At 64.2% G+C, this 12446-nt stretch carries 8 protein-coding genes; 5 read left to right on the top strand and 3 right to left on the bottom strand.

The annotated features are described in order from the left end of the window. Positions 1-69: 69 nt before the first annotated feature. Positions 70-2649, bottom strand: a complete 2580-nt coding sequence (gene clpB, locus AC1DRD_RS16870) for an ATP-dependent chaperone ClpB (RefSeq protein WP_478042240.1) — start codon at positions 2647-2649, stop codon at positions 70-72. Positions 2650-2865: 216 nt separating this feature from the next. Between clpB and AC1DRD_RS16865 the strand changes: the two genes are divergently transcribed. From AC1DRD_RS16865 to AC1DRD_RS16850, 4 genes are all read left to right on the top strand, one after another. Then, complete coding sequence (locus AC1DRD_RS16865; protein WP_478042239.1) at positions 2866-5199, top strand: TonB-dependent receptor; 2334 nt, start codon at positions 2866-2868, stop codon at positions 5197-5199. Between the two features lie 269 nt (positions 5200-5468). Beyond that, positions 5469-7607: a penicillin acylase family protein gene (locus tag AC1DRD_RS16860; protein WP_478042238.1), complete on the top strand. Its 2139-nt coding sequence runs from the start codon at positions 5469-5471 to the stop codon at positions 7605-7607. A gap of 71 nt (positions 7608-7678) precedes the next feature. Continuing rightward, complete coding sequence (locus tag AC1DRD_RS16855; RefSeq protein WP_478042237.1) at positions 7679-10534, top strand: M16 family metallopeptidase; 2856 nt, start codon at positions 7679-7681, stop codon at positions 10532-10534. A gap of 22 nt (positions 10535-10556) precedes the next feature. Continuing rightward, positions 10557-10856, top strand: a complete 300-nt coding sequence (locus AC1DRD_RS16850) for a hypothetical protein (RefSeq protein WP_478042236.1) — start codon at positions 10557-10559, stop codon at positions 10854-10856. Between the two features lie 256 nt (positions 10857-11112). Here AC1DRD_RS16850 and AC1DRD_RS16845 read toward each other — a convergent pair whose 3' ends face one another. Then, on the bottom strand, positions 11113-11418 hold the full coding sequence (locus AC1DRD_RS16845) for a hypothetical protein (protein ID WP_478042235.1): 306 nt from the start codon (positions 11416-11418) through the stop codon (positions 11113-11115). Positions 11419-11677: 259 nt separating this feature from the next. On the opposite strand from AC1DRD_RS16845, the gene AC1DRD_RS16840 reads away from it, so the two are divergent. Next, positions 11678-12046, top strand: coding sequence for a hypothetical protein (locus AC1DRD_RS16840; RefSeq protein ID WP_478029761.1), 369 nt, complete (start codon positions 11678-11680; stop codon positions 12044-12046). Between the two features lie 51 nt (positions 12047-12097). Here AC1DRD_RS16840 and AC1DRD_RS16835 read toward each other — a convergent pair whose 3' ends face one another. Then, positions 12098-12445 (bottom strand): DoxX family protein, encoded by a 348-nt coding sequence (locus AC1DRD_RS16835; RefSeq protein WP_478029762.1) that lies wholly within the window; start codon positions 12443-12445, stop codon positions 12098-12100. Position 12446: the final 1 nt, after the last annotated feature.

Raw genomic sequence — 12446 nt, 5'->3', positions numbered from 1 at the left:
CGCCAAAAGCCAAAAAAATGGGGCCGCTCCAGCGATGGAGCGGCCCCTTTTTTATCCGGTGATGGCGGGTCAGACGACCGTCAGGGTCAGCTTGCCATCGCCTTCATCGACCTTGACCGTCTGTCCGTCCTTGACCTCACCCGACAGGATCAGGTCGGCGAGCGGATCCTGCAGATAGCGCTGGACCGCGCGCTTCAGCGGCCGGGCGCCATAGACCGGATCGTAGCCGACACGCCCCAACCAGTCGCGCGCGGCCTGGGTCAGGTCGATCGCGATCTTGCGGTCGGCGAGCAGCTTGCCGACGCGCTCGACCTGGATGTCGACGATCGGTGCCATCTCGCTTTGCCCCAGCCGGTGGAACAGCACGATCTCGTCGAGCCGGTTGAGGAATTCCGGGCGGAAATGCCCGCGGACGATCTCCATCACTTGCGGCTCGACCGAAGCGACACTCTCACCGTCGCCCAGGCTCGACAGATATTGGCTGCCGAGGTTGGAGGTCAGCACGATGATCGTGTTGGTGAAGTCGACCGTGCGGCCTTGGCCGTCGGTCAGGCGGCCGTCGTCGAGCACCTGGAGCAGGATGTTGAAGACATCGCCATGCGCCTTCTCGACCTCGTCGAACAGCACGACCTGATACGGCCGCCGGCGAACCGCTTCGGTTAGAACGCCGCCTTCCTCATAACCGACATAGCCCGGCGGTGCACCGATCAGGCGGGCGACCGAATGCTTCTCCATGAACTCGCTCATGTCGATCCGGACCATCGCCGCGCTGTCGTCGAACAGGAATTCGGCCAGCGCCTTGGTCAGCTCGGTTTTGCCGACGCCGGTCGGGCCGAGGAACAGGAAGCTGCCGAGCGGACGGTTGGGATCCTGCAACCCGGCGCGGGCACGGCGCACCGCGGTCGAGACGGCGCGCACGGCATCGGCCTGGCCGATCACCCGCTTGCCAAGCTGCTGCTCCATCTGGAGCAACTTGGCGCGCTCGCCTTCCATCATCCGGTCGACCGGGATGCCGGTCCAGCGGCTGACGACGCCGGCAATGTCCTCGGCGGTGACTTCCTCGCGCAGCATCGCGCCGACGGTCGCGCCCTGCGCCGCCTCAAGCTGTTTTTCGAGCTGCGGGATGGTGCCGTAGGACAGCTCGCCCGCCTTGGCGAGATCGCCCGATCGCTGTGCCTGGTCGAGCGCGATGCGCGCGGCGTCGAGTTGCTCCTTGAGCTTGGCCTCGGCGCCGATCTTGTCCTTTTCGGCCTGCCAGCGCTGAGTCAGCTCGCTCGACTGCTGCTCGAGATTGGCGAGTTCGCCTTCGAGGTTGACGAGGCGATCCTTCGACGCCGCATCGGTCTCCTTCTTGAGCGCCTCACGCTCGATCTTGAGCTGGATGATACGGCGATCGAGCGTCTCGATCTCCTCCGGCTTGGACTCGACTTCCATGCGGATCCGGCTCGCCGCCTCGTCCATCAGGTCGATCGCCTTGTCGGGCAGGAAACGATCGGTGATGTAGCGGTTGCTGAGCGTCGCCGCCGCGACCAGCGCGGCGTCAGTGATCCGCACGCCGTGGTGCAGCTCATATTTTTCCTTGAGCCCGCGCAGGATCGAGATCGTATCCTCGACCGTGGGCTCGCCGACGAACACCGGCTGGAACCGACGCTGCAGCGCCGGGTCCTTTTCGACGTACTTGCGATATTCGTCGAGCGTAGTCGCACCGACGCAATGCAACTCGCCGCGCGCCAGTGCCGGCTTCAACAGGTTGGACGCGTCCATCGCGCCATCGGTCTTGCCCGCGCCGATCAGCGTGTGCATTTCATCGATGAACAGGATGATGTCACCCTCGGCGCCTTTCACCTCGTCGAGCACACCCTTGAGTCGCTCCTCGAACTCGCCGCGATATTTGGCGCCCGCGATCAGCGAGCCGAGATCGAGTGCCATCAGCCGCCGGTCCTTGAGCGTATCGGGCACGTCGCCATTAGCGATGCGCAGCGCCAGGCCCTCGGCGATCGCGGTCTTGCCGACGCCGGGCTCGCCGATCAGCGCGGGGTTGTTCTTGGTGCGGCGCGCCAGGATCTGGATCGTGCGGCGGATTTCCTCGTCGCGGCCGATCACCGGGTCGAGCTTGCCGTCGCGCGCCGCTTGCGTCAGGTCGCGGGCGAATTTCTTGAGCGCGTCATAGCGGTCCTCGGCGCCTGCAGTATCGGCAGTGCGCCCGCCGCGCAGTTCGTTGATCGCCGCGTTGATGCCCTCAGGTGTCGCGCCGGACGCCTTGATCGCCTTGCCGGCAGCGGTGTTGAGGCTGAGCGCGAGCGCGACGAGCAGCCGCTCGACGGTGACGTAGCTGTCGCCAGCTTTCTGCGCGATCTGTTCGGCCTGATCGAGCACGCGTACCGCATCGTTGTTGAGCCCCGGCTGACTCTGCGCGCCCGAGCCCGACACGGCGGGGATCTTGGCCAAAGCGAGATCGGTTTCGCTCGTCGCCTTTTTCGCGTCGCCGCCAGCTTTTTGAATCAGGCCCGCGGCAAGGCCCTGCTCGTCCTCCAGCAGCGCCTTCAACAGATGTTCGGGAGCGATCTGCTGATGGTTCATGCGGATCGCGACGGTGAGCGCGGATTGCAGGAAGCCCTTGGCGCGGTCGGTAAATTTTTCGAGGTTCATTGGTGGTCCCTGATCGAATCTTGCCACGAATTTAGTGTTGCATCTTTGCAACACAAGGCTTGTCGGCACAATTCGTAACTGCCCTGGGTTGCGATCGTCACGGGTCCGTCACGGACCTTTCTCCAGACTGCAACCCAAATGCCGCCATTGTGCAACGCAGCATGCCTAGGCGCGAGCCCAGTGGGAACGATCCACGTAGCCCAAAGGGAATGTCTCATGATCCGCATCGTATCCGCCTGTCTGCTGGCCGGCACCGCTCTGTCCTGGCCGCTCGCCGCCCAAGCCGCGGACAAGCCCGCTGCCGACGACAAATCCGCGGCCGCGGCGCCTGCGGCCGACGATAGCGCGCCTGCCGCTACCGACACGACCGACGCGACCGACATCGTCGTCATCGGCCGTGGGGAATCGCGTCAGGTGCAGCGGATCGGCGCTGCGGATATCGACATCCTGGCCTCCGGCACCAGCCCGCTCAAGGCGATCTCGAAACTGCCCGGCGTGAATTTCCAGTCGGCCGACCCGTTCGGCGCTTATGAATGGTCGGAACGCGTCTCGATCCGAGGCTTCAACCAGAACCAATTGGGCTTCACCCTCGACGGTATTCCGCTCGGCGACGGCAGCTATGGCAACGTCAACGGCCTTCATATCAGCCGCGCGATCAGCTCGGAGAATATCGGCGAGACGCGGGTGTCGCAGGGCGCCGGGTCGATCGGGACGCAGGCGACCAACAATCTCGGCGGCACGGTCGAATTCTTCTCCTCCAACCCGACCGACACGTTCGGCGCCACGGCCAACGGCACTTATGGCAGCAACAATGCGGTCCGCGCCTTCTTCCGCCTCGACACCGGCACGCTGGGCGAAAACGGGCCGTCGGCCTATGTCTCCTACGCCTTTGCCGACACCGACAAGTGGAAGGGCTGGGGCTCGCAACGCCAGAGCCAGGTCAACGCCAAGTTCGTCGCGCCGGTCACGCCCGGCGTCCGGCTGGTCGGCACGTTCGACTTCTCCGCTCGGCGCGAGAATGACTATCAGGACATGTCGCTCGACATGATCCGCCGGTTGGGCTGGCGCTGGGACAATATCAGCAACGACTTTCCGCTGGCGGTCAAGGTCGCCGATGTCGGCGCGAACACCGGCTATACCGGCGCGCCCAAGCTCAATCCGGCGGCGGGAACGACCTGGCCGGCGCCGATCGCCAATGCCGACGATGCCTATTTCGACGCGGCGGGCCTGCGCAACGACTATCTCGCTTCGCTCGGCGCCGAAAGCAGCGGGGACTCGAAGATCAAGTGGAGCCTGAAGGGCTATTACCATTCGAACCACGGCCAGGGCATCTGGTTCACGCCGTACGTGCCCTCACCATCGGGTGTGCCGATCTCGGTCCGCACCACCGAATATGACATTCGGCGCAAGGGCGTGTTCGGCTCGGTCGGCGGCGATCTCGGCGCATTCGGCGAACTGACCGTCGGCGGCTGGTATGAGCGCAACGATTTCCGCCAGGCGCGCCGCTATTACGGGCTCGACAGCCTGACGGCCTCGACTCGCGACAGCCTGGATTTCCAGGATTACGCGTTCGCGACGCAATGGGATTTCCAATATCACACCGACACTGTGCAATATTATGTCGAGGACAAGCTGACGTTCGGCCGGCTGACGATCAATCTCGGTTGGAAGGGCTATGACGTTCGCGCCACCGCCACGCCGATCGTCGGGGGCGGACTGGCCCAGGGCAAGATCAAGACCACCGACTGGTTCCAGCCGCATGCCGGCTTCGTCTACAAGCTCGGCGGCCAGGCGGAAGTGTTCGGCGGCTTCACCGAAGTGACTCGCGCCTTCGTCGCCTCGGCCACCGGCGGTCCGTTCGCGACGACGCAGGTGGGATTCAACAATCTCGGAAACCTCAAACCCGAAAGCTCGGATACGTACGAACTCGGCGTGCGCGTGCGGTCGGGGCCGTTCACCGGCTCGATCGCCGGCTATTATATCGATTTCCAGAACCGCCTGATCGCGTTCGCCAATGGCGCCGGGATCATTGGCAATCCGGCGATCCTGCAGAATGTCGGCTCGGTCCGCTCGTACGGCATCGAGGCGACGGGCCAGGTCAAGCTGCCCTACGGCTTCGGCCTGTTCGCGTCTTATGCGTATAACGACTCGACCTATCGCGATAACGTCTTCGACGCGAAGGGCGTGCTGGTCGCCAACACCGCGGACAAGACGGTGGTCGACGCGCCCAAGCACATCGCCTCGGGCGAGATCACCTATGACGGTCAGCTGTTCTTCGGGCGGATCGGCGCGAATTATATGTCGAAGCGCTACTTCACTTACGAGAACGATCAGTCGGTTCCCGGCCGCGTCCTGGTCGACGCGACGGTCGGCGTCCGCCTCAATATCGACGGCCGCAAGTTCGAATTGCAGGGCAATGCGACCAATCTGTTCGACAAGAAGTATATCGCCACGATCGGGTCGAACGGCTTCGGCAATCGCGGCGACAACCAGACGCTGCTCGTGGGGGCGCCGCAGCAATTTTTCGTCACGCTCAAGACCAAGTTCTGAACCTGGTTTTCGGGTGAAAAGGGGAGGGGCGCGTCCTTGCGGCGCGCCCTTTTTTTCTTCTAATTCCCTCTCCCATTGGGAGAGGGAGGGAGCCGCCGGAGTCGGCGAAAAGGGTGAGGGCAGGCCATCCTTTATCTGCCCTCACCTTCCCACTCGGCTTCGCCGAGCGGGCCCCTTCCTCTCCCAAAGGGAGAGGAATTTGTTCCCCGTGACAAACCCCGAAGCTTCGCCCACATCTGCCGCACAACACCGGCGGGGAGCGCGGGGATTTGAGGATTCTGAAACGGATCGGTCTGGGTCTGGCCGTATTGCTCGTTCTAATCGCTATCGGCCTGGCGACCTGGGAGCCACTGACAGCGGTTCGTGCCGAGGCACCACCCGCGCATCGTTACGACACGGTAATCGCGCGGGATAAGTTCGGCGTGCCGCACATCTTCGGCGCGACCGATCCCGATGTCGCCTACGGCATCGCTTATGCCCATGCCGAGGATGATTTCTCGACCTTGCAGGACGTCGTCGCAATGGCGCGCGGGCGGCTCGGCGCGCTCGACGGCGCCGATGGGGCGAAGACCGATTACGTCCTCCATTTGCTCCATGCGCGCGAGACGGTCGACCGCGATTATCTGAAGCAGCCGGCCGACGTTCGCTTACTGCTCGATGGCTATGCCTCCGGCCTCAATGCCTATGCCGCGCGGCATCCGGGTGAAGTGAAGCTGGCCAGGCTGTTCCCGGTCAATGGACAGGACATCGCCACCGGCTTCGTGATGCGATCGCCGTTCTTCTTCGGGCTCGATGCGACCTTGGGCGCATTGGTCGGCGATAAACCGCTGCCGAAGGAAAATGCGGGGCCGCAGCCGGACGCGCCGGACGTCACGCCGGTCGGTCCCGATGGCCGCGAGAACGGATCGAACGCCTTTGTCGTCGCGCCGAAAAGATCGTCGGACGGCTTCACCCGGCTCGTCTCCAATTCGCACCAGCCTTGGCGTGGCGCGGTCGCCTGGTACGAGCTCGTCGTCCATTCGAAGACCGGCTGGAATTTCGCCGGGGCGATGCTGCCGGGCGCGCCTTATCCGCTGCTCGGGCACAATGAGACTTTGGGCTGGACCAATACGGTCAATCGCCCGGACCTGATCGATACCTACAAACTCGTGCTCGACGGCGATGGCACGCATTACCGCTTCGACGGGCAGTGGCGGCCACTCGAGAAAGAGACGGTCTGGCTGCCGGTCAAACTGTGGGGACCGTTCGTTTTGCCGGTGCCCAAGGCGGTCTATCGCGCGGTGCAGGGACCGGTGGTCGAGACCAAATCGGGTGCCTATGCGATCCGTTATGCCGGTGCTGACCAGCTCAGGATGGTCGAGCAATATTACCGCCTCACGCGGGCCAAGACGTTCGACGACTGGCAACGCGCGATGGCGATCCAGGGCGTGCCGGCGACCAACTTCCTCTATGCCGACGCGGCCGGCAACATCGCTTATTTCTACAATGCCTCGTTCCTGAAGAGGAAACCGGGGTTCGATTATTCGAAAGTGCTGCCGGGCGACACCTCGGCCGATTACGCGCCAGGGACGGTCCCCTGGGCGATGGTGCCGCGCAACGTGAACCCGCGATCGGGTTTCCTGGTCAACGCCAATTCGACGCCGTTCCTGTCGGCGGGCGTGGGTTCAGAGATGAACCCGGCCGACTGGTCGCCGCTGCTGGGGATCGAGACCGACACGACCAACCGCGACAACCGCGCGCTCGAACTGATGAGCGCCAACCCCGCGATCAGCCAGGCCGATCTCGAGGCGATCAAGTTCGATACCGGGGTCAGCCATCGCGGCTGGACCGGCAAATGGTTCGCCGATCTGATCGCCGCCGATCCGAAAGGCGACAAGCAGGTGGCGGCGGCGCAGGCGTTGCTGCGGCAATGGGACTGGATGCTCGACGGCAAGGGGCCGGCCGACGCCCTCGGCGCATTGATGATGAAGGAGGGGCAGAAATGGCATTATAATCGCCAACCCGAGGCCGATCCGCGCGCGACTTTGGTCGAGGCGACCGGCTATCTCCGCCGCGTGTTCGGCCGGCTCGACCCGCCGCTCGGCACGATGATACGGTTGCGCCAGGGCAAGATCGATCTGCCGCTCGACGGTGGACCCGAAGTGTTGCGCGCCACCGCCAATTGGGACGAAGCGCCTGATGGCCGGCTCGCGGTCAAGCATGGCGACAGCTTCGTGATGTTCGTCCAATGGGACAAAGCCGGCCGCGTCTCGTCGCGATCGATCCAGCCGTTTGGGGCCGCGACGACACGACCCGACTCTCCGCATTATACCGACCAATCGGCCTTGTTCGTCGCGCACAAATTAAAACCAGTCTGGTTCTATCCGCGTGATCTCAAAGCAAATATCGAACGTCTCTACCGCCCGTGACTTGCCAGTGACGCGAAGCCGACTTAGCCTCGCTTCATCCGATTTTCCTTTCCGATCGACCAGGGGCATCCATGACCATCAAGCTTTTCGCGCTTTCCGGCGTCGCGTTGCTCGCGATCGCCATTCCCGATCTTGCCGCCGCACAGACCAAGCCCGCCGCCGCCAAAGCCGCCAAGCGCGCCACGCTGCCGCCGGCCGCGCCAGTCAGCGTACTCGCCAAGTCGGTCGACATTCCCTTCACCGAGTTCACGCTCAAGAACGGTTTGCGCGTCATCGTCCATACCGATCGCAAGGCGCCGGTGGTGGCGGTCAGTGTGTGGTACAATGTCGGGTCGAAGATGGAGCCCGCCGGCAAGACCGGCTTTGCCCATCTGTTCGAGCATCTGATGTTCAACGGCAGCGAGAATGCGCCGGGCGATTTCTTCGTGCCCTTGAAGAATGTCGGCGCGACCGATTTCAACGGCACCACCTATTTCGACCGTACCAATTATTTCGAAACGGTGCCGACCCCGGCGCTCGAGCGCGCTTTGTTCCTCGAGAGCGATCGCATGGGCTATCTGACCGGCGCGATCACCCAGGCCGTGCTCGACGAGCAGCGTGGCGTCGTCCAGAACGAGAAGCGCCAGGGCGACAACGAGCCCTATGGCCTGTTCGAATATCGCCAGCTGACCGGCCTGTTTCCCAAGGGACACCCCTATGAGCATTCGACGATCGGCTCGATGGCCGATCTCGACAGCGCCAGCCTCGCCGACGTGAAGGGCTGGTTCAAGGAGCATTACGGCCCGAACAACGCCGTGCTGGTGCTTGCCGGCGATATCGATGCCGCTGCCGCCAGGCCGCTGGTCGAGAAATATTTCGGCGGCATCCCGGCGGGCCCCAAGACGGTGCTGCCCGATGCGCCGGTACCGACTTTGCCGACCGCGAAATACGAAGTGATGAAGGATCGCGTCGCGGCCACCCGGATCACCCGGTCCTGGGCGGTGCCCGGCCTCAACGACCCCGACAGCGTCGGGCTCGACGTCGCGGCGGGCGTGCTCGGCGGGGGCGGCAGCTCGCGGCTCTATGACGCGCTGGTGCGCAAGGAGAAGCTCGCGGTGCGGGTCAGCGCGGGCAATCAGAGCTTCAGCCAGGTCGGCATTTTCGAGATCAATGTCGATGTGCGCCCAGGCGTCGACGCCGCGGCGGTCGCCAAGCGGCTCGACGCGATCGTCGCCGATTTCCTGGCGACCGGCCCAACCGCTGACGAAGTGCAGCGCTTTCAAGTGCGCAGCATCGCCGGACGCGTGAAGGGGCTGGAATCGGTCGGCGGATTCGGCGGCAAGGCCGTCACCCTGGCCGAAGGCGCGCTCTATTCGGACGATCCCGCGCATTACAAAAAGGAGATGGCCGAGCTTGCCGTCGAGACTCCGGCCAAGGTCAAGGCTGTCGCCGGCAAATGGCTCCGCCGCCCGGTCTATGGCGTCGACATCGTGCCGGGCCCGCGCGATGCCTATGAAGAGGCGGCGGTGCCCAAGCCGGTCGCGGTCAAAGCCGCCGACGAACCCGCCGCCAAGGGCACGCGCGGCGCGCTGCCGGACGTCGGATCGATCGCCAACCTGACCTTCCCCAAGGTGGAGCGGGCCAAGCTGGCGAACGGCGTGACGCTGATTTACGCGCAGCGCACCGCGACCCCAGTCACCCGGATCATGGCCAATTTCGACGCCGGCGTCGCCGCCGACGTGCCGACCGCTCTTGGTACGCAGCAACTCACCCTGGCGGCGATGAGCTCGGGCACGACCAGCCTCGTTTCGCTCGATTATGCCGAAGCGCAGGAGCGGCTGGGCGCCAACATCACTGCCGGGATCGACAGCGACAGCACGGCCTTTTCGATCGACATGCCCAGCCCCAACCTGAAGCCAGGGGTGGCCTTGTTCGCCGATGTGCTGCGCAACCCAGCGTTCGCGCCCGCCGAGATCGATCGCCTGCGCAACCAGCAGCTCGCCGGGATCGCATCGGAACTGACCAACGCTAATGCTCTGGCCGGCCGCGCCATGGGCCGCCTGATCTACGGCCCGCAATCGCCTTACGCCAAGTCGTTCGGTGGCGGCGACGCCAATGCGGTCGCCAAGCTGACTCGCGACGATTTGATCGCTTTCCGCCAGGCCTGGCTGCGCCCCGACAAGGCGACCCTGTTCGTGATCAGCGACCGCCCGCTCGATGAGGTCAAGACGGCGCTCGATACGGCCCTTGGCGACTGGACCGTGGACGGCGCGGCCGGGACCAAGAACGATGTCGTCAAGGTCGCGCCCGCGGCGCCGAAAATCCTGCTGGTCGATCGCCCGGATTCTCCGCAATCGGTGATCTATGGCGGCATCCCGACCAGCCTGGTCGGGACCGATGAGCTGCTCCCGGTCAACACCGCCAATGACGGGTTGGGCGGCGGTTTCCTCGGCCGGATCAACATGGACCTGCGTGAAGACAAGCACTGGACCTATGGCGCCAGCGGCCGTTTCTCCCGCGCGCAGGGCGCGACGCCCTTCATCATTTCGGCGGGCGTCCAGGCGGATCGCACCGGTGATTCGATCGTCGCGGCGATGAGCGACGTCACCTCCTATGTCGGCGACAAGCCGATGACCCAGGAGGAATATGATCGCGCGATCGCCGGGGCGATTCGCTCGCTGTCGGGCAGCTTCGAGAGCTCACGTGCGGTGATGGGCGCGATGGTGTCGAACTTTATCTACAAACGGCCGGACGATTATTACGCGACCATCGCCGACCGATATCGCGCGCTGACTTTGCCCCAACTCCGTAGCGTCATCACGCAGGCGATCGACCCCAAGAAGGTGGTCTGGGTCGTGGTCGGCGATGCCAAGACGGTCAGGCCCCAGCTTGACAAGGTCGGGCTGCCTGTCGAGGTCGTGCCTGCGGCGTCGCTGGGCGCGCGCTGACGGAATTCACGGGAGAGAATAGATGGCAGTCGATGGCGTGTACGAGACGGTCGTGAAGTCGCCGATGGGCGACCAGAAGGCGACGCTGACGGTAAAAGCGGACGGCACCAGCTGGACCGGCACCCAGGCAGGCGCGATGGGCACTGCCGAGATCACCGACGGCGTGGTCGACGGCAACACGATCAAATGGTCGATGAACATCACCGTGCCGATGCCGATGACCTTGACCAACGAAGCGACGATCGACGGCGACACGATCACCGGATCGGTGACGGCCGGTGCGTTCGGCAGCTTTCCGCTGACCGGCACGCGCGTGGGCTAACCGAGTTGGCCCACGGTCCGCGCAGCGGACGCGGGCCGGCGGCGCGGAATTAACTTCCGCGCCGCTGCCTGGATAGAAGGCCCGCCTCCTGGTGTGGAGGCGGGCCTTTTCGTTGCTGGGCTGTCTCGATTGTTGGCAAGGTAATGGCCGCATTCAGCCGTCTACCGAGACCCGCCAAATTCGCTTGAATCGCTTTGTGTCGATCTGACGATATCGTCGCTTTCCGGCCCCGCCCGGCGGCGGGGCCGGGCGATATTCAACGTGCGGCCAATTCGGCCGCTCCGGGCTTTGCCGGCGCGAGGGGCATGCTGTAGGAGATAGAATAGGACCTATATGCGCCATCGACAGTGCCGGTTACTTTATTTCCGCGCACGATCAGTTCGAAGCGGCTTCCCGTCGGGAAACGGCCACGGAGGATCACTAGGCCAGCCTTTTCGGTCTTCGTGTAGCTATAGGTTTCACCATCGCGCTGGAAGGTGATCTCGGTCGGCTTTTCGCCGGCGAAGGCGGGCGCGGTCGTGACAAGAAGCAACGCGGCCGAAGCGAAGAACGTTTTGGTCATGATCTTTCCTTTCGTATGTCGAAAGCCAGATCAGCATCCCCGCCACCGCCAGTCATATTGCAGTGCAGCAAAATGCCAATCGCAAAGATTGCGCGAACGGTTGCACAATATGAACGCGGGTATGCGTTGGTCGCGAAGCCGTGCGGAGCGCCAAGCCGTACCGCGCGCACGACGAGCGGCGCGCGCTTCATCGCAATTGGTTTGTCGGTCCTCCCGGCACACTGATATTCTTAACCCGAGTGTGGGAGGGAATAGCGTCATGAAGATTAGCCCGTTGATCTGCGGGGCCATCGTCGCCGCAATGGTGCCGGCCGCCGCCTTGGCCGACGATCCGCGCGATCCGGCGATGCGCAACGCGGAAGCACGGGCGCGCGACAGCGCGATAACCCGCCAGTTGAACCGCCAGGAAAATGCGCGAGTCCTCAAGCGCGGCGTGACATGGCGGGTGGTGCGTGGGGCCGGACGCGACGAGGCCGACGACGGCGACTATGCTGCCGCTGCGCAAGACCATGAGCGGGATATGTCGGAGTACCGCCGCAGCCGCGCCCGGTACGAGCGGGAGATGGCCGCATGGCGCCGGGCCGTGGCCGCGTGTGATGCGGGCGACTATGCCGCCTGCGACAATTGATATCTGATATCCGGGCGTGAGTGGCTGACTCTGCCCTCTAATGGCAGAACGTTAGAGGGCCGGGAAACCACCACGCATCGAGGAAGCGGCCTCAGTCAGCATAAGCAAGGTTGCGAACAGCGCTAAAGGCGCCAGGTGGGCGAATTCGCGATGACGCAACACGGTCAACACCGCAGCAGCGATGATGACGGCGCCGAAGACCAAGCCCGTCCCTCGAGTGGCAGGAAAGGCGATCAGGATCGCGACCACCATTTCCAACCCGCCGGTAACGCGGCACCACCATCGCGGGTAACCCCAACGGACGAAGCTTTTCTGCGTCGCGGGCAAGCCGATCGCATTGACTAAGCCGGCACCGAAGAACGCGATGACGGCCAGCCAGATCGAGAGAAGGTCGAGCATA

The sequence above is a fragment of the Sphingomonas sp. P4_G2 genome, assembly GCF_056401155.1.
This window is presented reverse-complemented; position numbering and strand designations above follow the sequence as displayed.